At 33.1% G+C, this 25,008-nt stretch carries 30 protein-coding genes; 23 read left to right on the forward strand and 7 right to left on the reverse strand.

Features of this window, described 5'->3' with window-relative positions; genetic code table 11:
- Positions 1-24 precede the first annotated feature (24 nt).
- From LO744_RS01125 to tsaB, 5 genes are all read left to right on the forward strand, one after another.
- Positions 25-948, forward strand: coding sequence for a S66 peptidase family protein (locus LO744_RS01125; RefSeq protein ID WP_230666545.1), 924 nt, complete (start codon positions 25-27; stop codon positions 946-948).
- Positions 938-1,366: a YraN family protein gene (locus LO744_RS01130; protein ID WP_262908581.1), complete on the forward strand. Its 429-nt coding sequence runs from the start codon at positions 938-940 to the stop codon at positions 1,364-1,366. Before LO744_RS01125 ends, LO744_RS01130 begins: the two co-directional genes overlap by 11 nt.
- A 79-nt stretch (positions 1,367-1,445) precedes the next feature.
- Entirely contained in the window at positions 1,446-2,198 is a 753-nt protein-coding gene (locus tag LO744_RS01135; RefSeq protein ID WP_230666549.1) for an SDR family NAD(P)-dependent oxidoreductase, read from the forward strand.
- A gap of 149 nt (positions 2,199-2,347) precedes the next feature.
- Positions 2,348-2,668 carry a hypothetical protein gene (locus LO744_RS01140; RefSeq protein WP_230666551.1) on the forward strand — a complete coding sequence of 107 codons (321 nt, stop codon included), beginning with the start codon at positions 2,348-2,350 and terminating at the stop codon, positions 2,666-2,668.
- Between the two features lie 114 nt (positions 2,669-2,782).
- Positions 2,783-3,466, forward strand: coding sequence for a tRNA (adenosine(37)-N6)-threonylcarbamoyltransferase complex dimerization subunit type 1 TsaB (gene tsaB, locus LO744_RS01145; RefSeq protein WP_230666553.1), 684 nt, complete (start codon positions 2,783-2,785; stop codon positions 3,464-3,466).
- A gap of 13 nt (positions 3,467-3,479) precedes the next feature.
- On the opposite strand, the gene porW is transcribed toward tsaB, so the two are convergent.
- The 5 genes from porW to LO744_RS01170 form a co-directional block, all read right to left on the reverse strand.
- Positions 3,480-6,035 carry a type IX secretion system periplasmic lipoprotein PorW/SprE gene (gene porW / locus LO744_RS01150; protein WP_230666555.1) on the reverse strand — a complete coding sequence of 852 codons (2,556 nt, stop codon included), beginning with the start codon at positions 6,033-6,035 and terminating at the stop codon, positions 3,480-3,482.
- 86 nt (positions 6,036-6,121) lie between these two features.
- Entirely contained in the window at positions 6,122-6,676 is a 555-nt protein-coding gene (locus LO744_RS01155) for a Maf family nucleotide pyrophosphatase (RefSeq protein ID WP_230666557.1), read from the reverse strand.
- Between the two features lie 100 nt (positions 6,677-6,776).
- Positions 6,777-7,295, reverse strand: coding sequence for a KdsC family phosphatase (locus LO744_RS01160; protein ID WP_230666559.1), 519 nt, complete (start codon positions 7,293-7,295; stop codon positions 6,777-6,779).
- A 24-nt stretch (positions 7,296-7,319) separates the two neighbouring features.
- On the reverse strand, positions 7,320-8,075 hold the full coding sequence (locus LO744_RS01165; protein ID WP_230666561.1) for an SIMPL domain-containing protein: 756 nt from the start codon (positions 8,073-8,075) through the stop codon (positions 7,320-7,322).
- A gap of 28 nt (positions 8,076-8,103) precedes the next feature.
- A complete protein-coding gene (locus LO744_RS01170; protein ID WP_230666563.1) occupies positions 8,104-8,856 on the reverse strand; it encodes a Rossmann-like and DUF2520 domain-containing protein in 753 nt (250 codons plus the stop codon).
- 168 nt (positions 8,857-9,024) lie between these two features.
- Here LO744_RS01170 and LO744_RS01175 point away from each other — a divergent pair, with 168 nt between their 5' ends.
- From LO744_RS01175 to lepA, 5 genes are all read left to right on the forward strand, one after another.
- Positions 9,025-9,576, forward strand: coding sequence for an RNA polymerase sigma factor (locus LO744_RS01175; protein ID WP_230666565.1), 552 nt, complete (start codon positions 9,025-9,027; stop codon positions 9,574-9,576).
- Between the two features lie 18 nt (positions 9,577-9,594).
- Entirely contained in the window at positions 9,595-10,314 is a 720-nt protein-coding gene (locus LO744_RS01180; RefSeq protein WP_230666567.1) for a hypothetical protein, read from the forward strand.
- A gap of 7 nt (positions 10,315-10,321) precedes the next feature.
- Positions 10,322-10,834 (forward strand): hypothetical protein, encoded by a 513-nt coding sequence (locus LO744_RS01185; RefSeq protein WP_230666569.1) that lies wholly within the window; start codon positions 10,322-10,324, stop codon positions 10,832-10,834.
- A 93-nt stretch (positions 10,835-10,927) separates the two neighbouring features.
- Positions 10,928-11,938, forward strand: coding sequence for a hypothetical protein (locus tag LO744_RS01190; protein ID WP_230666571.1), 1,011 nt, complete (start codon positions 10,928-10,930; stop codon positions 11,936-11,938).
- Between the two features lie 88 nt (positions 11,939-12,026).
- Positions 12,027-13,823: a translation elongation factor 4 gene (gene lepA / locus LO744_RS01195; protein WP_230666573.1), complete on the forward strand. Its 1,797-nt coding sequence runs from the start codon at positions 12,027-12,029 to the stop codon at positions 13,821-13,823.
- A 482-nt stretch (positions 13,824-14,305) separates the two neighbouring features.
- On the opposite strand, the gene LO744_RS01200 is transcribed toward lepA, so the two are convergent.
- A complete protein-coding gene (locus LO744_RS01200) occupies positions 14,306-14,656 on the reverse strand; it encodes a hypothetical protein (protein WP_230666575.1) in 351 nt (116 codons plus the stop codon).
- A gap of 64 nt (positions 14,657-14,720) precedes the next feature.
- Positions 14,721-15,356, reverse strand: coding sequence for a DUF1579 domain-containing protein (locus tag LO744_RS01205; RefSeq protein ID WP_230666577.1), 636 nt, complete (start codon positions 15,354-15,356; stop codon positions 14,721-14,723).
- A 123-nt stretch (positions 15,357-15,479) separates the two neighbouring features.
- Between LO744_RS01205 and LO744_RS01210 the strand changes: the two genes are divergently transcribed.
- The 13 genes from LO744_RS01210 (at position 15,480) to LO744_RS01270 (ending at position 25,001) form a co-directional block, all read left to right on the forward strand.
- Positions 15,480-16,175 (forward strand): NUDIX hydrolase, encoded by a 696-nt coding sequence (locus tag LO744_RS01210; RefSeq protein ID WP_230666579.1) that lies wholly within the window; start codon positions 15,480-15,482, stop codon positions 16,173-16,175.
- Between the two features lie 525 nt (positions 16,176-16,700).
- On the forward strand, positions 16,701-17,036 hold the full coding sequence (locus LO744_RS01215) for a hypothetical protein (RefSeq protein ID WP_230666581.1): 336 nt from the start codon (positions 16,701-16,703) through the stop codon (positions 17,034-17,036).
- A 3-nt stretch (positions 17,037-17,039) separates the two neighbouring features.
- Positions 17,040-17,894: a hypothetical protein gene (locus tag LO744_RS01220; RefSeq protein WP_230666583.1), complete on the forward strand. Its 855-nt coding sequence runs from the start codon at positions 17,040-17,042 to the stop codon at positions 17,892-17,894.
- A gap of 3 nt (positions 17,895-17,897) precedes the next feature.
- The gene (locus LO744_RS01225) at positions 17,898-18,968 is read left to right on the forward strand and encodes an adenylosuccinate synthetase (RefSeq protein WP_230666585.1); all 1,071 of its coding nucleotides are present in this window, start codon (positions 17,898-17,900) and stop codon (positions 18,966-18,968) included.
- A gap of 129 nt (positions 18,969-19,097) precedes the next feature.
- Positions 19,098-19,511, forward strand: a complete 414-nt coding sequence (locus LO744_RS01230; RefSeq protein ID WP_230666587.1) for an ADP-ribosylation/crystallin J1 — start codon at positions 19,098-19,100, stop codon at positions 19,509-19,511.
- A gap of 2 nt (positions 19,512-19,513) precedes the next feature.
- Positions 19,514-20,329, forward strand: coding sequence for a TIGR02452 family protein (locus tag LO744_RS01235; RefSeq protein ID WP_230666589.1), 816 nt, complete (start codon positions 19,514-19,516; stop codon positions 20,327-20,329).
- Complete coding sequence (locus LO744_RS01240) at positions 20,326-21,237, forward strand: ADP-ribosylglycohydrolase family protein (protein ID WP_230666591.1); 912 nt, start codon at positions 20,326-20,328, stop codon at positions 21,235-21,237. The genes LO744_RS01235 and LO744_RS01240 overlap by 4 nt, the downstream gene beginning before the upstream one ends.
- Entirely contained in the window at positions 21,227-21,739 is a 513-nt protein-coding gene (locus LO744_RS01245) for an O-acetyl-ADP-ribose deacetylase (protein WP_230666593.1), read from the forward strand. Before LO744_RS01240 ends, LO744_RS01245 begins: the two co-directional genes overlap by 11 nt.
- Before the next feature lie 111 nt (positions 21,740-21,850).
- On the forward strand, positions 21,851-22,537 hold the full coding sequence (locus LO744_RS01250; RefSeq protein WP_230666595.1) for an SIR2 family NAD-dependent protein deacylase: 687 nt from the start codon (positions 21,851-21,853) through the stop codon (positions 22,535-22,537).
- Positions 22,537-23,502 (forward strand): ADP-ribosylglycohydrolase family protein, encoded by a 966-nt coding sequence (locus tag LO744_RS01255; RefSeq protein ID WP_230666597.1) that lies wholly within the window; start codon positions 22,537-22,539, stop codon positions 23,500-23,502. Before LO744_RS01250 ends, LO744_RS01255 begins: the two co-directional genes overlap by 1 nt.
- A gap of 10 nt (positions 23,503-23,512) precedes the next feature.
- Positions 23,513-24,055, forward strand: a complete 543-nt coding sequence (locus LO744_RS01260; RefSeq protein ID WP_230666599.1) for an RNA 2'-phosphotransferase — start codon at positions 23,513-23,515, stop codon at positions 24,053-24,055.
- Positions 24,052-24,255: a hypothetical protein gene (locus tag LO744_RS01265; RefSeq protein ID WP_230666601.1), complete on the forward strand. Its 204-nt coding sequence runs from the start codon at positions 24,052-24,054 to the stop codon at positions 24,253-24,255. The genes LO744_RS01260 and LO744_RS01265 overlap by 4 nt, the downstream gene beginning before the upstream one ends.
- Positions 24,252-25,001 carry a metallophosphoesterase gene (locus tag LO744_RS01270; RefSeq protein ID WP_230666603.1) on the forward strand — a complete coding sequence of 250 codons (750 nt, stop codon included), beginning with the start codon at positions 24,252-24,254 and terminating at the stop codon, positions 24,999-25,001. Before LO744_RS01265 ends, LO744_RS01270 begins: the two co-directional genes overlap by 4 nt.
- Positions 25,002-25,008: the final 7 nt, after the last annotated feature.

Below are 25,008 nucleotides of genomic sequence, written 5' to 3' on the forward strand. Positions count from 1 at the left end.
TTTAAATAAAATAATGATTCGTCTATGAAAATATTTCCCAAATCACTTAAAAAAGGCGACAAAATAGCTATCATTTCTCCTGCAGGTTCTGTAGAGCCAACTCAATTGGAAAAAGGGATAGAAATGATTAAAGCTAAAGGTTTTGAACCTATTTTAGGCGAAAATCTTTATACCAAATTTTCTAATGGCTATAATTATGCAGGGACTGAAGCGGAAAGACTAAATGATATCAATTGGGCTTTAAATGATTCTGAAATTTCTGCAATCTGGGCTTCAAGAGGCGGTTATGGTTGCCAACATTTAGTTCAAGGTTTAAACTTAAAAGAGTTTACCAAAAATCCGAAATGGTATATTGGGTATTCTGATAATACAGTGATCCAAAGTTATTTGTTTAAAAAAGGCTTTGCTTCCATTCACGGACAAACGATTAAAACTTCGAGTTTTGGAGTAACTGAGGAAAGCTATGATTTACTTTTTGATATTTTAGAAGGTAAAAAGCCAAAATACAGCTTAGAATCGAATCAATTTAATAAACAAGGAAATATTGAAGGCGAATTGATTGGAGGGAATTTAGCCCTCATTTATGCGCTTTTGGGAACTAAATATTCATTTGATTTTAAAGATAAAATTTTATTCATCGAAGATATTGGGGAAAACTTCTATGCCTTAGATCGAATGATAATGAGCCTTGAATTGGCCGGAGTTTTTACAAAAATAAAAGGTTTAATTGTTGGCGGAATGACCAATATGGGAGACGAAAAAGACAACAAACAATACGAAGAAAGTTTTGACGAGTTTGCCTATAAACTTATCTCAGAAAGAATTTCAAAGTATAATTTTCCTGTCATTTTTGGTTTCCCTAATGGACATATCAAAGATAATCGACCGTTGATTATTGGAAGTGAGATTAAGATGAAGGTTGAGGATAAGGTAAAGGTTGCGTTTTAAATTCACTCTTAAACTCCCAAAACTCTCCCACTCTCAAACTCAAAATATGGCAGATCACAACGAACTTGGTAAGAAAGCAGAAAATGTAGCCGCCGAATATTTACAGAAAAAAGGCTACAAAATTCTGGTGCGAAACTTTCGTTATCAAAAATCTGAAATAGATATTATTGCCGAAAAAGAGCATCAGATTATCGTAGTTGAAGTAAAAGCAAGGTCAACCGATTTTTTTATTCTTCCGCAGGAAGCGGTTACAAAAGGGAAGATAAAATCTATTGTTACTGCTGCTGATCATTTCATGGAAGAATTTAATAAGAATCAGGAAGTAAGATTTGATATTATTTCTGTGCTTCCCGACAAAAAAGGAAACTTAATTATAGAACATATTCCAGATGCTTTTGAAGCATTTGATGCAAATTAGCTTCTTGCTTTTGGCAGATAGTTATTTGCTTTTAACAAAATTAGCCAGAAGCTAAAAGCTAATGGCAAACAGCAAAATTATGAAAACAATACTCATCACCGGAGCTACTTCAGGTATAGGAAAATCTACTGCAGAACTTTTAGCAAAACAAGGAAACAGAATCATTATCTGTGGAAGACGACCAGAAGCATTAGAATCTGTAAAAGCTGAATTATCTGTATTAACCGAAGTGTTTAGTTTAAAGTTTGATGTTAGAAATCTTGAAGAAGTTGAAAACGCAATTGCATCACTTCCAGAAGAATGGAAAAATATTGATGTATTAATTAATAATGCAGGAAATGCACATGGTTTAGAACCTCTTTCCGCAGGAAGTACTCATGATTGGGATTCTATGATTGACGGAAACGTAAAAGGTCTTTTATACGTTTCTAAAACGCTTATTCCGATGATGAAAGAAAGAAATTCGGGACAAATTATTAATATCAGTTCGGTAGCGGCAAGGCAAACGTATGCAAATGGCGTGGTTTATTGTGCAACTAAAAAAGCCGTTGATGTGATTTCTGAAGGAATGAGAATTGAATTGACGGAATTCGGAATCAGAGTCACCAATATTCAGCCGGGAGCTGTAGAAACAGATTTTTCTTTAATAAGATTTAAAGGCGACCAAGAAAGAGCCGCAACCGTTTATGCAGGTTATGAAGCTTTAAAAGCAGAAGATATTGCCGATGCAATTGCCTATTGCATTAATGCTCCACAACACGTTACGGTTTCTGATATGACCATTTATCCAAGTGCACAGAGCGAACCGAGAACAATTTACAGAAAAGGGTAATTGGAATTTGAGAATGGTTTAATTTGAGAATGTGAAAATGAGACTCTTCCCTATTCTATTGTTCTTTTGCTTTGCTTTTGGTTTTTCTCAGGAATATTCAAAAACAGGAAAAACAACTGCTTTCTCAAACGGCAAAACTTGATTCTTTAATGCAAAATAATGATTCAAAGATTCTAGATTTGTTTGCTATTGATGTTTCTTTCGGTCATTCTAATGGCTGGATTCAGAATTTAAATGACTTTAAAAAAGATTTTTCTTCCAAAAAAGTGGTTTATAAAGAAATAAGGCAAACCGAAGTTTCTGAAATTAAAAAGTTTAAAAATACATTCAGCATCAGAAGGAAAATAAAGGTTTCAGGGTTGTATCAAAGTGAAGATTTTGAGATGAAATTATCGCTTCTTGAGATTTGGATTAAAGATAAATCTATGTGGAAATTGTGGAGCCGACAAAGTGTGGAAATAAAGCCATAAATTTGCAAAAATTCAAATGGATTTTTTATAAATGTTTCAACTTGTAAATAATTCTTACAAGTTTGTTAATCATTACTGTTCAGAATTTCCGAACAGCTCAAAATAATCAAAAAAATGAAAATATTATACCTCGAAACTTCCTCCAAAAACTGTTCAGTAGCCATTTCTGATGATGAAAAACTACTTTGCTCAACTGAAGAAGTTTCAGAAAACTATAAACAGAGCGAATCGCTCCACACTTTTGTAGAATGGGCTTTGGAAGGCGCCGAACTTACAATGAAAGATATTGATGTCGTTTCTTTAGGAAGAGGTCCGGGTTCTTATACTGGTCTTAGAATTGGTGCGGCTTCGGCAAAAGGTTTTTGCTACGGACTTAAAATTCCTTTGGTTGCCGTTAATTCTATGGAAAGCATGGTAGAGCCTTTTTTAGGACAAAACTATGAATTAATCATCCCTTTGGTCGATGCAAGACGAATGGAGGTTTATACCGCTGTTTATAACGGAATTTCAGGTGAAGAGCTCAGTCAGACTGAAGCTAAAATTTTAGATGAAAATTCTTTTGAAGAATTTAAAGATAAGAAAGTTCTTTTTGTGGGTGATGGAGCATTAAAAGCAAAAGAAGTATTGCAACTTCCGAATGCAGAATTTAATACTGAAATCTATCCTTCTGCTCAGTATTTAATAAAGAAAACGTTAGAAAAAATAAAGAATGAAGACTTTGAAGATATTGCTTATTTCGAGCCTTTTTATCTGAAAGATTTTCATGGTGTAAAGAAAAAAAGTAAAAGCGAAGAATAATCTTCGCTTTTTTTTATTTACTCATTGGTTTCACTTCACCAGAGGTTTGCTGTAGCTTTTGCATAGAATTATTTACTGCTTTTTTCGGAATATTGTTATTATTCTGAGGAGGAGTATTTTTCATTGGCTGAGCAGCTGAATCACTAGTAATGAAATTACTGGTTTGAGATTGCTGAATATTATTAGCTTGTCCCGGGCCGTTAAATGGACTATTAGGAGTCTTATTTCCCTTATTATCCGTCGCTTGGAATGCAATATCGCTTTTCAGATAATTGAGCATTTCTTTAGCTTTAATTCCTTCAGGAGTTTTAGCATAATTCAAAATAATTTGTTCAAGCTGGAGAATCATTACTTCTTTTCCACCTGTTTTTCCTGCATTGAAGGCATTCAAAAGATTCAGTTTAGGAATTAATGCATCTTTAGGAAACTTGAGAATTACCTGTTCTATTTTGCCCTGACTTTCTGCAAATTTTTCAGATTCATACAGTGCAAAAGCCATTTTATATTCGTTTTCAACTTCTTCAGATGATTTTACGAAGGTATTATTTTTAGGATTTCTTGCAAATTCTGCAAAAGAAGAATAAGGATAGTCGGTTAATAAAATCTGTTTTGCGCGGGCTGAAGCCTGAGGGTCTTTCTCATAATTCATCGCAAAAATTTCATATAATGCCTGAAGCATTACCTTCTCCTCTGGTTTTACATCAACCAAATCATAAAGCGTTTTTGTTGCTAAAGGCGTATTGGTAAAATAATTCTGATACATCACGCCAAGGCCTAATGAAGCGGTATCTCTATCCTTTTTTAGCTGAGATAATTTACCGGCATCTGCAGGAATTTGCTCAATATAAAAAGAAGGCTCAAAACGTCTCGGATTGGGAGCTGAAGTAACTCCTAAAGCTTCATTTTTCATATCTTCCAGTGAAGCCATCTTTTTAGAAAAACGCCAGTTATCAACCAATGCACGGTCTCCCCAAACTTGTTTAAAGGTAGAGGTACCTTTGCTTACGGTACCGGTGTTTCCAAAATAAAAGCCTTTGGCTGTAACCCCAAAATCTTCGAAAGAATTTGAACTGTTTGCAAAAAGAGAATTGGCGTTGTAATCTCCGGTATCAAAACCTTTGCTTCTCTCAGCACGCCTTCTTTCCTGTTCTTCTTTTTCTTCTCTTATTTTTAGTTTGTCAATATATTTTGCAAAATAATCAGTTTTCTGTACATCGGTCATTTTTGCCAAAGAAAGAATACTGTCATTTTTCTTAATTAAATAATAGTTTTTAGAGATTTTTTTAATGTAGCCTGATTGATCTTGCAGTAAGATTCTCGAAGGTTCGTACGTCATAGAAGCCAACGCAGAATCGTAGTAAGCTCCGGCTCCTATATAATCGTTTTTATCTAAATAATTTTTACCAATCTCGTAGTAAGCCAAGCCTCTCACCTGCCCATCAGAAACTTTTTCGAGCAATGATTTTCTGAAAAACTCCTGCGCTTCTTTTTTCTTACCCGCTTTGTTGGCCATTAGACCTAAAGCATAATAAAATTCGTTTTTTCGAGACCCATAAGTTCCTTTTTTACTTATTTTTTCGAGATAATCTTTCGCGCCTTCATAATTTCCTTTTCCGTTGAATGTTTTGGCAATTTCAATCTGAGATTTTACCTCAAACTCAAAATCATTAGCATATTTATAAGCAGCTAAAAAGCTTTCTCTTGCCAAATCTTGTTTTCCTTGTTCTTGTAAAACTTGACCTCGTAAAAATGCAATTCTGCTTTTTAGTTTTCTGTTTCCGTTCAGTTCAAAAGCACGGTCTAATTCTTTGATAGATTCTTCTTTTTTTCCGGCATCCAAAAGAGATTCAGCATAATAAATACTCAATAATTTATCATGATCCTTGCTTAATTTTTCACCTTTAAGTTTATTGAAAATTTCGTCAGATTTATGATAGTTTTTAATTTGAGAATAAGCTAAAGCTTCATAAATATGTGCTAACGGAAGCCTTTTGTCTTCTTTCATATGGGTGAAAACATAGTTTAAAGCATCCAAAGCTTTAATTGATTTTCCCTGATAAATTCTAGACTGAGCCAAAATAATATAAGCATCAAAAATAGTTTTGTTTTGCTCCTCTCCTTTTCTGATGACCGAATATTTATTAATGGCTTTTAAAGCTTTTGCTTCAGCAATTTCCAAAACACTAGCTCCTTTATTTTGTTCCTGATTATTAGGGGCTTGAGGTTTGTTCCCGGGCATTCCCGGTGCGCTTCTTGCATTTTGTTGCGGGCGGTTTACTTCCGCCATTTTCATAGAATTTTCTGCAAACACTGAAGATTGTCCCAAATCACTTCCTAGAGGTTGTTCTTCGTAGGTTAGTATAGGAATATATGGCGCATAAAAATTGTCTTTATGGGCTTTGTCTCTTTCTGTAAACTCACTGTTTAAAGCATCTTTGGCATTAAACAAGGTGTTGTAATATGTTGAAAATCCTTTCAAAAACTTTGATCTCGCTTCTGGTTTTTTCACTTTCGTGCCACAGGAAACGACGATAATCGCTACTAAAAGAAATACTATATTTTTTTTCATTATTTTAATATAACTCGCTAATTTACTTTTTATTATCAGCAGTTTGATGATTTTGTAAAAATAATAAAATTTTATTTTGAAAATACTTATAATTTTCGCAATATTTTATAAACTAAATGAGTTGGAAGTCCCATAATGGTATAAAAGCTTCCGTTTATTTTTTTGATTTTTGCCATTCCCAACCATTCTTGGATGCCGTAACTTCCTGCTTTATCGAATGGTTTGTAGTTTTTAATGTAAAAATCGATTTCCTCATTAGAGATTTCCTCAAATTCTACATCTGCAACATCCGTTTCTGTGATGGTTTTATCTAAAGTTTTAATCGTAATTCCTGTGTAAACCTGATGTGTTTTTCCTGATAATGACTGAATCATTTCTTTTGCCTCCATTTCATCTTTTGGCTTCCCAAGAAATGTGTTTTCATTGGTAACAACCGTATCGGCAGTCAATAAAACTTCATCTTTTTGAAGAATTCTGAATGCATTGGCTTTTAATTCAGATAAATAAGCTGCGGCTTCTTCTATTTTTATATGTTCAGGTAAAATTTCTTCACAGTCAATTTTTACAACTTCAAAATCAAAACCTAAATTTGATAGTAGCTCTTTCCTTCTCGGAGATTGCGATGCTAAAAGTATTTTCATTGATATTTATAAATGATAAACAGTTAATGGTAAATGATATTTTATATTTCAAAAAAATAGATGATTGATTGTAAGTCTTTTATCTTTTCTTTCATCTCTATTATACAGATTGGGTATTATCATCGTGCCATTTTCCCTGAACTTTCATTACCTGCTCAATAACATCGCGTACTGCTCCACTTCCACCTTTGGCTTGTGAAATATAGTCTGCAATTCCTTTGATTTCGGGAACGGCATTTTCAGGACACGTTGCAATTGCTGAATTCTGCATCATGTGAAAATCAGGAAGGTCATCTCCCATCGTTAGAATTTCTTCATTTTTAAGATTATATTTAGCTTTAAAAGCTTCATAATCTACCATTTTATCATGAGACTTTGCATAGTAATCCTGAATACCCAAATAATTGATTCTGTGTCTTACCATTTCGTCATTTCCACCTGTGATTACTCCAATTATATAATCGTTTTTTAAAGCTTTTACAACAGCATAACCATCCAAAACATTCATTACCCGGCTCATATTTCCACCTGGCATTAAATAGACACTTCCGTCTGTGAATACGCCGTCTACATCAAATACAAATGCTTTTATATCTTTTAATTTCTCTTTATAACTCATTTTAAACTTTAAAAATATTTTTATTTAGTCGAGATTGTAAGTAAGTCTTACAGTAATTCTCGCTGATTTTTCTTTACTTGAAGTGTCAAAATTTCCACCATAACTATCTTCATCGGTAGAACCTTTTGCTGTAATTTGGAAGACTCCCATAGAAGCATCTTTTAGCTTTCCTAAATCTCCGTCTGCACTTTTTACAATTTTTTCTGCTCTTTGTTTGGCGTCTTTTGAGCCGGCTTCTATTAAACTGTGTTTCAGAGATGCAAGGTCAGAATAAGTATATTGTGCCGAAGAGGGCTCAAATTGTACACCGCTATTGATTAATTCTGCTGTTTTATCAATCACACTTTCAATCTTCTTCATCAAAGCTGGGTTTTTCTTAGCTCTGAAAAACACACTTTGAGTAGCTTTGTAGCCATCAAAAATATCTTCAGATTTTTCAGCCCCGTCTGCTTCTTTTGTCGTCACTGTACGGTAAGACCTTGAAAAGTTTACTCCGCCAAAAGCAAACTCTCCTGCTTTAAACCCTTTGCTGTAGAAAAATGCCTTTACTTTTTCTTTATCCTGCGAGATTAAATTGTAGGCTTCTTTTGCGTCCATTGCACTGGCGTCGAAACTTCCACCCCAACTTATTTCGTCGGAAATAAAATCTTTAGAACCAAGACCTGTAACGGATATTGTATCTTGTTTTAAATTTCTGTTTTTAAAACTTGAGCCTAAAACAAAAGCGGTGATAACGATGGCTGCTCCAATGATGAGGGAACGGATAATGTTTGTATTCATTTTTTTGGTTTTCCTCAAAGTTAAAACTTTATGGCAATTGATACATTTTTTTAATCGATTGATTCATTGTTTTATAAATCTCTAAACTTTCATCTTTTAATAACTGCTCGTGTAATTCTAAAACTCTTTGGTCATTTCTTACGGCTGGTCCTGTTTGTGCTGATTTGGGTTCTATTTCAGAGATTTTCTGAACGGTTTCATTAATTAAAGGCAAAAAATAATCAAACGGAATTTCCTGAGCATCTGAAATTTCTTTAGCTCTTGCAAAAAGATGATTCACAAAATTGCAGGCAAAAACTGCTGTTAAATGAATGTATTTTCTCTTTTCATGAGAACTTTCCATTACATTTTCAGAAATTTTGGAAGCTAAATCTGTTAAAGTTTTCTGGTCTTCTTCATTTTCAGTTTCAATAAAAAAAGGAATTTTTTTGTAATCTAAATCTTTAGATTTTGAAAATGTCTGTAAAGGATAAAAGCTTGATTTTCTGTACTCCCCTATTAATATTTCTTTAGGAAGCGAGCCTGAAGTATGAGCAACCAAAGCATTTTTTTTAATAATAATTTTAGAAACATCTTCTACAGAACTATCACTTACGCAAATAATATATAAATCTGCATCTTCCAGTTTTTGTGTGGAATAAGGGATATTTAATTCTAAAGAAATTTTTTGAAGTTCTTTTTCATTTCTCCCAAAGATTTGGGCTAAAGAAATACCATTTTGAGTGAAAGCTTTTGCCAAATGATAGGCAACATTCCCAGAACCGATAATGACTGTTTGCATAAAACAAAGATAAGAGTTTTTAGTTTTGGAAGGAAAGTTGAATGATAATGGATGTTTTCGAATAAATATTATTGATATAAATCTTAAAAGTTAATATATTGGACTCAAAATTGAATAAGTAATTTAACTTTTAGATATTTTTGTAATCCAAAACAATGAAAGCATCTTATGAAGATTAAAGACGCAGAGATTATTGCGCTGATGCAAGACCCACGAACACTCGAAAAAGGTATTCGCGTGTTGATGGATGCTTATCAAAGTAGATTATATTGGCATATCAGACGTATTATCGTAGACGGAGACCTTGCTCAGGATACTTTACAGGAAACATTTATTAAGGCATACCAAAACTTTCATCAGTTCAAGAATGACAGCCAGCTGTACACTTGGCTCTACAGAATTGCAACCAATGAAGCTTTGCAACAGATTAATAAACTGAAAAAAATGCAGAAAACCGATGAAGATCCTGAATATTACATGCAGAATCTGGTTGCTGATAATACACATAGTGATGCCGAAGAAATTCAAATTTTTTTACAAAGAGCCATACAAAGCCTGCCCGAAAAGCAGAAACTGGTATTTATGATGCGGTATTATGATGATTTGCCTTACGAAGAAATATCTAAAATTGTTGATATGTCGGTAGGGACTTTAAAAACAAATTATCATTACGCCAAACAGAAAATAGAAGAATATATCAAAGAAAATTACGAAAGATAATTTTTGAGAAAAAAAATCATGAAAAATTTTGATCTAGATAATTTAGAACGCAAAAACATTTATAAAACTCCTGAAAATTTGTTTGAAAATATTCAGGAAAAGGTGTTGAGCGAAAGAAAAGGTTTTGATCTAGATACCTTAGAACGCAAAAATATTTATAAAACTCCTGAAAATTTATTTCAAAATATTCAGGATAAAGTATTGAGTGAAGTAAAAGATTTTAATTTAGAAAAATTAGAACGCAAAAACATTTACACGGTCTCTGAAAATATGTTTGAAAATATTCAGAACAGAGTGATGAGTGAAATTAAAAAGGATAAAAAAGCACCAATTTTCAAACTGAATTGGGCTTATGCAGCTGCCGCATCTTTAGCGCTTATTTTTGGAGTCACATTTGTGTATGAAATAAACTCAGATTCTTCGGCAAATGGAAATATAAAAGACAGTTATGCTAATAGTATAACATTGCCTAAGAAAGAAAGTCAGATAGCTTACGAAACTTTAGCCTCAGATTTAACTTCGGTAGAAAATCCGAATCAAAGAATTGATAAACAGGTGAGTATAAAACCAATGGTTTCGCAGGTCATTCATAATGATTCAAGAAAGCAGAATAAAAAAGCAGTAAAAACTGCCAATGAAATCCATATGAATGAATATTTAGAATCGCTTAACAATTCGGAAATAGCAGAATTGGCAAACAATTCTAGTCAGGATGTTTATTTAGATTTATATAATTAAAAGAAAGATGAAAAAATTATTATTTACACTTTTTATTTTCTCAAGTTTTGGGCTCAGTGCACAAATCAAGGATTATGATTGGAAGAAAATGAATCCCGATCAGCGAAAAGAGGTAATAAACAATCTTTCGCCGGATGAAAGAAAAGCGCTTCTTACCCAGTTCAGAAATAATATGGTTGTTGATATGCTGGATGTTGCGCCACAAGATAAAGCAGAGTTTACTGCGATGTACAACGAATATTTAGATAATCAAAAACATATAAAGAGCCAATTTGATTCAAATTTTGATCCCGAAAAACTTTCAGAAGATGAAGCAAAAGTAAAACTGCAGCAAAGTTTTGAAGTAGGTCAAAAATTATTTGATAACAGAAAAAAATATGCAGAAAAAATGCAAACGGTCATTCCTTGCCAAAAGGTCTTGAAGCTTTTTCAATCTGAAGGCATGATGAGAGATAAAATGAATGAAAAAAAGCCTCATGGTGATAAAAGAAATACTTCAGGAGCAAAGCAAGCTCCATAATAGTTTATTTTTTTAATGTTAGACGACCCTCGCGATTGATTGTGAGGGTCGTTTAATTTTCAAGAAAAGCCTATTTTTGCGAAAAAAATAATTATGAAAAAAATATTTTTGATTGTATTATCTTGTATGGCAATCTTATCATTTTCTCAGGCTACAGAAGCCATTAAGTTTAAAGGCAATATTAGTAGATTTAGTGATATCACTTATAAAGGTTTTAAGGTTCTAGATCAAAGGCAAGATAAATCAATTGGAATGATACCTTTTGGTGAAAATAAAGAAATGAAGGAGGTGGTTTTTCCTACAACTCCACAAAATGATTTTAAAGCTTGGTATGATAGAGGAAATACTTTAGGAGGAAATAATGAATTGGTTCTTATTTTAAAGAGATTGAAACTTTCAACAGGAGAAAGTGATGGAAAAAAAACACTAGGAAAAATGGATTTTTCTGCTCAAATATTCCAAAAAGAAGGAGACAAATACAAGTTTCTATATAAAAAAGATACTGTTTTTACTTTTCAAGATAAAGAAGTTTCAGAATTGATGGTGAAAAATATTCCAACAATTTTTTCTATTTTTATTAAAAAAGCTTACACTTTAGAACCTATTCAAAATGCAGTCACATTAAATGATCTTTCTGATTATGAGTTATTTAGAAAAAGTAATTATGAAGCCTTTAAAAATGAACAGTTAAAGGATGGAGTATATTTAGATTTTACCTCATTTTTCAATCAAAGTCCGGTACAAGGAAATTATGTTTTGGAAAAAAACGATAAAGGAGAAGTTGTGAAAGCAATAAAAGTTGAAAATGGTAAAAAAGAAAAAATATCTACTTATAAAATGTTTTCTTATGTTGAGAATGGTAAGGCTTACAAAAAAACAATGTCAGGCTTCATAGAAATCAATAAAAATGAAAATGGATTTTATATCATAGCAAACAGAGGCGATATTTTTCAGGCGCAATACAGCAATACTTATGGGATGTTTGGTTTAATAGGTGTGGTTGCTGGTTCTATCGACCAAGCTGTTAAACAAAAGAAAATGAAAAATAATGATAAAAAAGAAATTTACATAGATCCTTTGACGGGAGAATATGACTTTTCTTAGGAATAAATTAATTAATTTCATTGCTTAGAGATTAAGAGAGACAATTTGTCTCGCATTTTATTATCTTTGCAAATTACATAGTTCTTAAATGAAAAACATACGAAATTTTTGCATAATCGCTCATATCGACCACGGTAAATCTACTTTGGCAGACCGTCTTTTGGAGTACACCAACACAGTGACCCAAAGAGAATTACAATCTCAGACGCTTGATGATATGGATTTGGAAAAAGAACGTGGGATTACGATTAAATCTCACGCCATCCAGATGGATTATGAGCTTAATGGCGAAAAATATATACTAAACCTTATCGATACACCGGGACACGTAGATTTTTCTTACGAAGTTTCCCGTTCAATCGCTGCTTGTGAAGGTGCACTTTTAATTGTAGATGCTGCGCAAAGTATTCAAGCACAAACGATTAGTAATTTGTATTTGGCTTTAGAAAATGATTTAGAAATTATTCCAATCCTTAATAAAATCGATCTTCCGTCTGCTAATCCTGAAGAGGTTACCGATGAGATTATGGGGCTTATAGGATGTAAATATGAAGATGTTCTTCGTGTTTCTGGGAAAACCGGTGAGGGTGTTCATGATTTATTGGAGCAGATTGTAAAGAGAGTTCCACCACCAGTAGGAGATCCGAAAGCTCCGCTTCAAGCGTTGATTTTTGACTCAGTTTACAACCCGTTTAGAGGTATTGAAGCCTATTTTAAAGTTGTAAATGGAAGTATTTCCAAAAACGAAAAAATAATGTTTTTCGCAACAGGAAAAGAATATGGAGCTGATGAAGTTGGAACTTTAAAATTGAAACAAGTACCGAAAAAAACCATAGAATGTGGTGATGTAGGTTATATTATTTCCGGAATTAAAGATGCCCGCGAAGTAAAAGTGGGAGATACCATTACTTCTTTTGTGAATCCTGCAGATGGTCCTATCGATGGTTTCGAAGAAGTAAAGCCAATGGTTTTTGCCGGAATTTATCCAATTGAATCAGAAGATTTTGAAGAACTAAGATTTTCGTTGGAGAAATTAAGGCTGAATGATGCTTCTTTAGTTTTCGAACCTGAAAGCTCTGCGGCTTTAGGTTTTGGTTTCCGTTGCGGATTCTTAGGAATGCTTCACATGGAAATTGTACAGGAACGTTTGGACAGAGAATTCAATATGGATGTAATTACAACCGTTCCCAACGTGTCTTATTTAGGATATTCTAAAAGAGAACCTGAAGTTCCAATTTTGATTAATAATCCTTCTGAAATGATTGATCCCAATCTTTTAGACAGAGTAGAAGAACCTTATATCAAAGCTTCAATCATTACTAAATCTGATTTTGTTGGATCTGTAATGACACTTTGTATTGAGAAAAGAGGAGAGATTGTAAATCAATCTTATTTGACGGCTGATAGAGTAGAATTAACGTTCAATATGCCTTTGGCAGAAGTTGTTTTCGACTTTTATGACAGGCTGAAATCTATTTCTAAAGGATATGCTTCATTCGATTATTCGCCAATCGGAATGCGTGCTTCGAAATTGGTAAAAATGGATATCTTGATCAACGGAGATATGGTAGATGCTTTATCTTCATTGATTCACGATTCTAATGCGTATTACATCGGTAAAAAAATGTGTGAGAAACTTCGTGAATTGATTCCGAGACAGCAGTTTGATATTGCTGTTCAGGCAGCTTTAGGAGCGAAAGTTATCGCAAGAGAAACGATTAAAGCGCTTAGAAAAGATGTTACCGCAAAATGTTATGGTGGTGATATTTCAAGAAAACGTAAACTTCTTGAAAAGCAGAAAGAAGGTAAAAAGAAAATGAAGCAGATTGGTAGAGTAGAAGTACCACAATCGGCATTTATGGCTGTTTTGAAGCTGAATGATTAGGAAGTTAAAAGAGCCAAGTAAAAAGATAAAAGTAAAATCCGCAGATGTTTTCTGCGGATTTTTTTATTCAACAAATCCTTCATGAAGCATTTTTCTTATAATATTTTCATCAACAGAAATTTCGATTTCATTTGATTCGGCAGTTCCAAATTTGATTTTTGCTTTTCTTTTTTCTCCCTTTTTAAAATATGGACAAGAATAAATTAATATCTCATCAGGTTTTAATTCAAAATATGAAATTTTTTGTAATTCGCTTCCCCGAAATATGTAATTACTATTTCTTACATATCGAAATTGAGTATTATTTAAAATCCAAAGATCAACACTTTTAGCATCGGTAGGAATTTTTAAAACCTTAGTGGATATATTTTTTATAATTACAGGAAAAGCCTTGTATCTCTTTATTTCGTTCGTTTTATAATATTGTTTATAAAGAGGAATTGTATCTTTTTCTCTGACAAGAATTGATAAATTTTTACTGTTTAAGAAGGCTGCAAAAACTTCGTTAGTTTCGAGAATTTTAATCTTTTCTGTTTTGAAGAAAGATTGTTGTGACAGCTCAATAGAATCTTCAATTTTTTTTCTTGTTTTTGAATATCATCATTATAAGGTGTCGCTGGCGGCTTAATATATTTGTAATATTTTACTACAATTTGAGGACGAATTTCACCAATATAAATCAGTGATGTGCCTCGGTGAGTTAAATTTTCATTAAACTCTTGAAAAGTCAGTTTCTCATCTTTCGGGAAATCCAAAACAATATTTTCCGTCAGGTTTTTTTCTTCTTTGCAAGCTGTCAGTAATACAATTAAAATCAAAAGGAATTTATTCATTCAAAGCTTTTTCTAAGAATTTTGAATATACAAAAAAACCGCTTCAACTGAAACGGTTTAGATTTTACTTTTTCGTAAATTTTATTTCCATTGTTTTATACTCTTTACCTGTTTTAGAATCAGGGCCGTACATTTCTAATGTTTGATGGGTGTCATCTACAAAAGTGTAGACTTCCCTCATATTACAGTCTTTTCCGGGTCTTGTAGGGTCTGTCATTTTTCCTTTAAATTCGATTGATTTTTTGTCTGCATTCCATTCGCCTTCCATGTTCATAATACCGGTTCCCATGTTATCAATCCAGGTGCTTACAAATTTCTTTTTAGCATTGTCATAACCCGTAATACTCATTCCTTCGAAAGGCATTCCCATAAAATTTCCTTTATGTTCGCTGGTTTGATAGCGACCATCAAAAATCATTTTATTGCTTGTTGTTGATGTGCTTGTCATAGGTTTACCGCCATCTTCCATCCACATTGTGTTTTCTCCAGACCAGACTCCGTCAGATTTTGCCAGCATTTTTTGCATGTCTCCGGGTGTTGCAAATTCCATCCATGCTTTGTTTACGGTGGCAGAATCTACAGGTTTCCATTCTTCATTGGCAATTGAGTCGTTTCCACTTGACGTTTTTACATCAATTTTTGCTTTATCACAAGCTATAAACAGAAAAGCAGTGCATGCTGCGAATAATAAATTTTTCATAATAGATTAGTTTTAAGTTGATTATAAAATTAATAAAAAATAGTATCTGAAAAATTATTATTTTATTCTTGAAATTGATATTTCTAATGATTACTTTTGTGTACTCATAACGCAAATTAAATTATGGATTCTCCAAAAAAACTACAGGACATTAAAGTTGCTGTTGATGCCGTTATTTTCGGATATTTTGATAAAAAAGATCTTCAACTTTTGTTGATTAAAAGGAATATTGATCCCTTCAAAGGAGGTTGGGCGCTTCCAGGCGGTTTGGTTTTAGATGACGAAAACCTCGATGATGCTGTAAAAAGAGAACTACAGGAAGAGGCAGGCATAAAACCCGATTTTCTGGAACAACTCTATACATTTGGTAACGTAGGTCGGGATCCCAGAAATAGAGTGGTTTCTGTGGCTTATTTGGGCTTGGTGAATCCTTCTTATCATGAATTATTTGCAGATTCTGATGCTGAAGATGCGCAATGGTTCAGTGTTAATCAGCTTCCAAAATTAGCTTTTGATCATCAAACGATAATTGATATTGCTTTAAAAAGATTGAGAACAAAAATTCAGTATCAACCGATTGGTTTTAATCTTCTCAATGAAGAATTTGTATTTTCTGAGCTTGAAAACCTTTATAAAACTATTGTTGGTCAGGAAATCGATCGTCGAAATTTTAGAAAAAAAATTATGAGTTACGGGCTTTTGAATGAAACCAATAATTTAAAAAAAGAAGGAAGTGGAAGACCGGGAAAATTGTTCACTTTCAATCAGGAAAAATATAAAGAATTGGAAGAACAGGGATTTTATTTTGAAATCAAATAGCTTTTTAAACACGAATGACACAAATATTTTTCACTAATGATTTTTGTGTTATTGTCATTCATAATGAAGCGAAACGGAATGAAAATATCAAAACATGAAAATAGATTCTTGCTTCGTCAGAATGACAAATTTTGTGAATAATCTTAATACAATTCCGTATTTAAACATCAATAGGAACGGACTTTAGTCCGTTTTTCAATTCAAAGTATATCAAATTGGCTTTAGCCAAAACTTAAGTATAAAATAATCAAATGTGTCATTTGTGAAAAACACTTGTGCTATTTGCATTTAAATAAAATAAATTTTAATTACTGAAAATCAATCAGTTGTCTTTATTCGTGTAAAATTAACGCAAATAAATTTGGTTAGTAAAATTATATTGTTTTACATTTGTGTAACAATAACGCAATTATGAAATGCACTTTAGAAAAGTTTCAGAAAAAAGATTAATAATTCGAAAAGAATTAAGGCAAAACTATGCAGTTTTAAATTAGTGTGAAATAAACGCAAATAAGAAAATGAGCTATGGAAGAAGACTTAAAACCCAGATTCATCGAGTCATTACAAAGAAATAACGACAAGATAAGAGAAGATCGAGCCCGAACTATCGGAGAAGATTCAGAGTTGATATACAGGCGAAAAGTAGAAGACATCGAACTGAAAATAAAAAGACTGGAAAGAGAACAAGAAGGTCTTATCGACATTAGTCCGTTAGATAAAAACAGTTTAACATTCGCAGATTTTCAGCCGGAAACATTTGTTCAGAGAGACATTGAATTATCATTAACAATAAGAAATTTAAATATTCAACTAGATGTTTCGGTAAAAAGGTTTGAGTATTTATTTGGCAAAAAATTTTAAGTTATGGGAAGTACAAGATATGACATAGACGCTCGTTTTGACAGAGCCAGAAAAGAAGGATATGCATCAAAATCTGCAAGTGAAATTTTTACGCAGAATGCAAAAAGAAGAGCACACGAATCTATGAATCCTAATGGAATTTCTTTTAGGGAATCAAGAGATTCTTCAGTACACCCGAATTCTGTTCCAATTATTTTGGGATTAGACGTTACCGGAAGTATGGGGCATATTCCCCATGAATTAATTAAAGAAGGTCTTCCAAAATTAATGGGTGGAATCATCCAAGGCGGTGTTCCCGATCCTGCACTTTTATTCTTGGGAATTGGCGATCATGAATGTGACGGTTATCCTTTGCAAGTTGGGCAATTTGAATCTGGAGACGAAGAACTGGATATGTGGTTGACAAGAACTTATATAGAATCTGGAGGTGGCGGAAATGCCGGAGAAAGTTATCTGCTTGCTTGGTATTTTGCCGCTTTTCATACCAGAACTGATGCTTTTGAAAAAAGAAATCAAAAAGGATTATTGTTCACTGTGGGTGATGAACCTTGTTTGAAAACGCTTCCCGCTTCTGCAGTCAGAGAAATTATGGGAACGGGGCAGCAGACTTTCAAGCACACTGAATTATTGGTAGAAGCTCAAAAGAAATATGAGGTTTTTCACATCAGTGTTTTGCATTCCGGACAGGCAATAAATGCAGATAAAGGCTGGAAAGATCTTTTGGGGCAAAACTGTTTGTCTATTGAAGATTACAGAGATGTTCCGAATGTAATTAAAGAAGTAGTTTGTAACAGATTTAAAGATCAATTTAGTAAAACTAAAGATTTAGGTGGTTTTAATAACATTCAAATGTTTTAAAAAATGAAAACAGCACAACTCATTATAGGCTTAGGTTTTGGTGATGAAGGGAAAGGAATCACTACAGATTTTCTGGCTCGGCAAAATCCTGAGTCTGTAGTTATTCGTTTTTCTGGCGGTCAGCAAGCGGCGCATACTGTGATGATTGATGATAAAAAGCATGTTCATTCGAGTTTTGCGAGTGGTGCGTTGCGAGGTTTGCCATCTTATATTACAGAACACTGTACAATTCATCCTACTTTTTTATTTAATGAAAGGGAAGAATTAATTCAAAAAAACGGAAATATTGAGTTGCATATTCATCCTTTGGCAAAAGTAACGACGCCTTTTGATGTTTTTAGCAATAGAAAAAATGTCAAAAATTTAGAACACGGAACCTGTGGAAAAGGAGTGGGCGCAACGATGAAAAGAAACGAAAGTCCATTTAAATTATTTGCCGCAGATTTAATCGCTCCTCAATCAATGTTGATTGAAAAGCTAAAAGGAATTGCCAATTATTACGGTTTTGAAGAAGGAGAAGAAATACAAAATGCATTACAAGATTTTTTAGAAGCAATTGATAAAATTGAATGGAAAATAGAAGGTTATGATTATTTAAAATCATTTAGCAATCTTATTTTTGAAGGCAGCCAGGGAGTTTTATTAGATATGGATCATGGTGTTTTTCCGAATGTAACGTATGCGCATACAACTTCAAAAAATGCCTACGAAGTTTGTAAATTGTTGGAGATTAAAAATATTGAAATGTTTTATGTGACAAGATCTTACTCAACCCGTCACGGAAGCGGTTGGATGAGCAATGAAAAGGAAATAGTATTAAACAACAATGAAGAGGAAACCTGTATTTTTAATGAATATCAAAAGGAATTGCGCTTCGGAGATATAGATTATGATTTGCTAAATTATGCGTTAAAATTGGATGAAGCTTATGTTTTTGCTCAAAAGAAAAATTTGGTGGTGACTTGTCTAGACCAACTGGATGAAGAATTTAAAATAGAAAATCTAAAGGTAAAATTTGATAAGGTTTTTGGATCTTATTCTCCATATTCGAAGGATTTTAAAAGAATTAATTGATAAAGTTAAATAATTAAACGTAATAGCTAATTCAATAGGAATGGGCTTCAGCCCATTTTAAAATGAAAAAAATAGGAAGGCTTTAGCCAAAACTTAAATAAAAAAAATAATAATAAAAAAAGCACAGGAATGAAAACTATAACATTATTCAGACCAGTCGGCGAGAAAGAAATGATTTTAATTATCGAAACTCATTACAAAAAATTTCCTCCGAGATTAGAATGGCAACCGATTTTCTATCCAGTTTTAAACGAAGAGTATGCGTCCGAAATTGCAGAAAAATGGAACACGAGAGACGAAGCAGGAAACTATCTTGGTTTTGTAACCAAATTTGAAGTGCTGGAAGATGATGTGAAAAAATATCCTGCTCAAAATGTAGGAGCCAAAAATCATAATGAATTATGGGTTCCTTCAGAAGAATTAGAAGTTTTTAACCAAGCAATTATAGGGAATATTGAGGTTGTAAAAGTATTTATAGGGAAAGATTTTAAAGAATCTGTAAATACTGATATAGAGAAATTATTAGTAAACATAAAAAACTAACGATGACAAATAAAGGAATGGCAAAAGATACATTAGATATCTTAGCTAAGAAATATTATATAAACGAACACAACGAAAAAATAAATATAGAAAATGAACTAGAAACTTCCACAAAAGGAACAATTTTGTTTTCATCAGAAGAACTTTCTGAAATAGTGAAAAATGAATTTCCAGAAACTAATTTTGAAACACAGTTTGAAGTCTGGAAATGCAGTTCAGTAAAAGCAATTTTACAATTAGCTGAAGAAGAAAATCAAGAAAAACTGATGTGTCTGAATTTTGCATCAGCAAAAAATCCGGGAGGCGGTTTCATCAATGGAGCAGAAGCTCAGGAAGAAAGCTTGGCGCGAACTTCTGGATTGTATGAAAGTTTACTTCAGGGCTGGAAATATTACGAAACTCATCGCGCTATGGAATCTTGTTTTTACACCGATACGATGATTTATAGTCCGAAAGTTCCAGTTTTTAGAAAAGATAAAGGTGAATTGTTATTAAAACCTATTTTCTGTAATTTCATCACATCTCCGGCAGTGAACGCAGGTGTTGTTAAGAAACAAGAACCAGAAAAGGCTCATGAAATTTTCGGAGCAATGGATATGAGAACAGATAAAATGCTGGCTTTGGCTCTACATCAAGGAAATGAAACCTTAATTTTAGGAGCTTGGGGATGTGGCGTTTTTAAGAATAATCCGAAAGAAATTGCAGAGTTATTTAAAAAGTGTCTTCAAGGAAAGTATAAAAATAAATTTAAGAGAGTGGTTTTTGCAATTCTCTCGAAAAAGGAGGAAATGATACAACCGTTTGAAGAAATAAAATGAAAACAGATAAACTCTCACATGCTTCGAAATCACTTACAGGAATTTCCATAGGTGACGCTTTTGGTGAAAGTTTTTTCGGAGAAGAAAGCGTAATGAAGACTTATATCCATCAAAGAATTTTGCCTGAAACATCTCTTGATTTTACGGATGATACTATTATGTCAATTGCAATTTTTAAGTCTTTAGAAAAATATGGAGAAATTAATCAGAATTTTCTAGCAGAAGAGTTTACAAAAAATTATTACTTAGATATAAACAGAGGATATGGACCTTCGATGCATCAATATTTCAGAGCTGTAAAAAGTGGAGAAAACTGGAAGAAAGTTTCTTATTCTAAATTTGAAGGACAAGGTTCGATGGGAAATGGTGGAGCAATGAGAGCTTCGGTAATAGGAGCTTATTTTTACGATGATTTGAAATTATTAAAAATAAATGCGGAGCTTTCATGCGAAGTCACTCATGCAAACAAAGAAGCTATAGAAGGCACAAAAACAATTGCTTTGGCTGCTGCTTTTGCAGTTCAGGAAAAATTAGGAATCTCAATATTCACTCCAGAAAATTTCATTCAAAAAATTCAAAATGAATTGGAAGATTCTGATATGAAAAGCAAATTGAATAAAGTTCTTCACTTGAATGGAAATCCAAGCGTTGAATTATTGGTAAAAACTCTAGGAAACGGAATAAAAATGACCGCTCAAGATACAGTTCCGCTTGTTGTTTGGATGCTTTCAAGATATCGACATAATTTTGAAGAATGTCTTTGGAAGACCGTTTCAGCATTGGGCGACAGAGATACAACCTGTGCCATGGTTGGAGGAGTAAGTATTTTATGTTGTGATGAAAATACGATTCCGGATTGGACAAAAAACATAGAAAACTGGCCAAAAAGCAAATATTATGAAAATTGAATTAACAAAAGGCGACATCACCAAAATAAAAGCAGACGCTATCGTCAACGCTGCTAATTCATCCTTGCTTGGAGGAGGCGGAGTTGATGGAGCAATTCATCGTGCAGGCGGACCTCAAATTTTAGAAGAATGTAAAGAGATAAGAAATAGGCAAGGAAAATGTAAAACAGGAGAAGCTGTGGAGACAACAGCTGGAAATCTTTCTGCAAAATATGTCATTCACACAGTGGGGCCGATTTGGAATAATGATGAAGAGAAATGTTCGAAACTATTGGCAAACTGTTATAAAAATTCATTGAAATTAGCTGAAAGCCTTGATGTAAAAACGATTGTTTTTCCCAATATCAGCACAGGAGTTTATAGGTTTCCAAAAGAATTGGCTGCAAAAATTGCTATTGAAGAAATTAGAAATTTTGAATCAAAGATTGTTGAGAAAGTTATTTTTGTATGCTTTGATGAAGAAAATGAAGAGATTTATAAAAAATTATTAGACAGTAATTAAATGTTCTGATTCAGAATTGTCTCGCAGATTAATTTGATTTAGTGTAATGTTAATATAAAAAATCTGCATAATTTGCTAAATCTGCGAGAGATTTAAATTAAGATTAAACAAATGAAAAAACTAACCATATTAACTGGCGCCGGAATCAGTGCCGAAAGCGGAATAAAAACATTCAGAGACGGAGATGGTCTTTGGGAAAATCATAGCATCACAGATGTGGCAAGTCCCGAAGGATGGCGTAAAGACAAAGCTTTGGTTTTGGAATTTTACAACCAGAGACGCCGCCAAATTCATGAAGTGGAGCCAAATGATGCACACAAACTAATAGCCGATTTAGAAAAACATTTTGATGTTCAGATTATCACGCAAAATATCGATGATTTGCACGAAAGAGCCGGTTCTACCAATATTCTTCACATTCACGGAGAATTGTTAAAATCTTGTTCTTGCAATAATAAAGGACTTATTTATGACCAAAAAGACGATATTAATATCGGAGATAAGGCAGAAGACGGAGCTCAATTGCGACCTTTTATCGTTTGGTTTGGGGAAGATGTTCCCTTGATGAAGGAAGCGACAGAAAAAGCAAGTGAAGCAGATATTTTCTTGGTTATCGGAACTTCATTGCAGGTGTATCCGGCTGCAGGATTGCTTCACGACATTAAAGATGATTGTTTGTTGATTGTTATCAATCCCAACGAAACAGGTTTCGGATACGGACAAAGAGCTGTTGTCATGAAAGAAACCGCCACAAAAGGAATGAAACTCTTGTTTGATAAGCTTGTAAATTTAGCATAATGGAAAATGTAGTAAAAGCGGGAATTTTCGGAGTTTGTATTGGTGATGCTTTGGGTGTTCCTGTGGAATTTAGAAGTAGAGAACAATTGAAACGTTCACCAGTTACAAAAATGAGAGCTTTAGGAACTCATCATCAACCTTTGGGAACTTGGAGTGATGATAGTTCTTTAGCCTTATGTCTTGCAGAAAGTCTTTGTAAAGATTATGATTTGGAAGATATCGCGACAAAATTTTTGCAATGGTACAATGCGGAAATCTGGACTCCGCATGGAAGGGTTTTTGACATTGGGATTGCAACCTCGCAAGCTATTCATAGAATAAGCAAAGGTGTTTATCCCACTTTATGTGGTGGTACAGGTGATTTCGACAACGGTAATGGTTCTTTAATGAGAATTATGCCATTATTATTCTACATTAAGGATTTTCCAATTGAAAAACGTTTTGATATTGTCAAAGATGTTTCTTCAATCACACATGGTCATATTCGTTCTGCGTTGGCATGTTTTATTTATTTGGAATTGGCTTTAGAAATTCTGAAAGGAAATGATAAGTGGGAAGCATACAAAACGATGCAGAAAACGGTTTGGAATTTTTTAAATGAAAATCCTATTTGTTCTCAAAATGAAATGGATAAATTCCACAGAATTTTAGAACTAAAAGTTGGGGAATATGATGTAGCTCCTCTACATACTTTGCAAGAAGGTGAAATCAGTTCAAGCGGCTATGTTCTTCACAGTTTAGAAGCCTCATTATGGTGTTTTTTAAACTCAGAAACTTATTCAGAAGCGGTTTTGAAAGCGGTCAATTTAGGAGAAGATACCGATACAATCGGAGCAATTACGGGAGGTATTGCAGGAATTTATTATGGCTTTGAAAATATTCCTCTAGATTGGATTGAAGAATTGGTGAGGAAAGATGATATTGAAAATGTATGTAACAAATTAGAAAACAAATTAATGAAATAAAAATACGATTATGAACGAAAAACATAAGAAAAAAACAAGCAAATTTCTGAGCTACGTTCTCAGACATCATCCCGAATTGATTAATTTGAATTTAGACGAAAACGGATGGGCAAATGTTGATGAATTGATTGCAAAATCAACTAACGATTCTCAAGGTTTTACTTTCGAAGAATTGGATGAAATTGTAGAAACAAACGACAAAAAAAGGTTTATTTTTAATGAAGATAAAACCAGAATCAGAGCTAATCAAGGGCATTCAATTGATATTAATCTGGCTTTAATTTCTCAACAGCCTCCTGAATTTTTGTACCACGGAACGGCTCAATGTAATATTGATTCCATTTTAGAAAAAGGAATTGAAAAAAGAAGCCGACAACATGTTCATCTGAGTCAGGATAAAGAAACTGCAAACAAAGTTGGAATGCGCCACGGAAAACCCATTATTCTAACCATCAATACACAAAAAATGTTTGAAGATGGAATAAAATTTTATCTTTCTGAAAATAATGTATGGCTGACAGATTTTGTGGATGCAAAATATATTTCGCAATGACAAGTCAAGAATTTGAAGAAGAGGTAAAAGGCTTTTCTATTAAGAAAGATGATTTAAAAGAAAAAGTTGATGAGCTATTTGGTAATGGGGCAGGAACAATACATATTTTATACTTCATTGTTGAGCATAAGAACTGTAAATTGATAGAAGCAATGGAAATTATTGAATATAGCCCAAATTATTATAAAAGATTTAAATGAAAAGAACATTAGTTATAGGTGACATTCACGGTGGATTCAAAGCTTTGAAACAGGTTTTGGAAAGAGCGAATGTCACGGAAGATGACACATTGATTTTTCTTGGAGATTATGTAGATGGTTGGAGTGAATCGTCTCATATTATTCAGTTTTTAATAGAACTTTCAGAAAAACAAGAATGTATTTTTATTAAAGGAAATCATGATGTTTGGACTGAAGATTGGCTGTCTTTAGGAAGTGCTCCCGATATTTGGCTTTTCAACGGAGGACAAAGTACGGTTGATAGCTATTCTGAATATTCTCTGGAAGAATTAGAAATTCATTTGGCGTTTTTTGAAAAAATGAAAAATTTTTATACTGATGAAGACAACAGATTGTTTATTCATGCGGGATATTCATCTATGCATGGTCCGGAAAAAGAGGTGTATTCAAGCAATTATCGTTGGGATAGAACGCTTTGGGAAACCGCTGTTGGCATGGATAGAAAATTAGAGAAAAACTCAAAATTGTATCCGAAAAGATTGCTTCTATATAAAGAAATTTTCATCGGTCATACTCCGACTTTACATTTAGGAATTGATAAACCCGTCAACAAAGCCAATGTATGGAACCTTGATACAGGCGCAGCTTTTACAGGAGCATTGTCGATTATGGATATCGATACCAAAGAATTCTGGCAAAGTGACATTCTTCCATCTTTATATGCTAATGAAAAAGGAAGAAATAATTATATAGTCAAATTAAAATAAAAAATAC

Source organism: Chryseobacterium turcicum (assembly GCF_021010565.1).
GTDB lineage: Bacteria > Bacteroidota > Bacteroidia > Flavobacteriales > Weeksellaceae > Chryseobacterium > Chryseobacterium turcicum.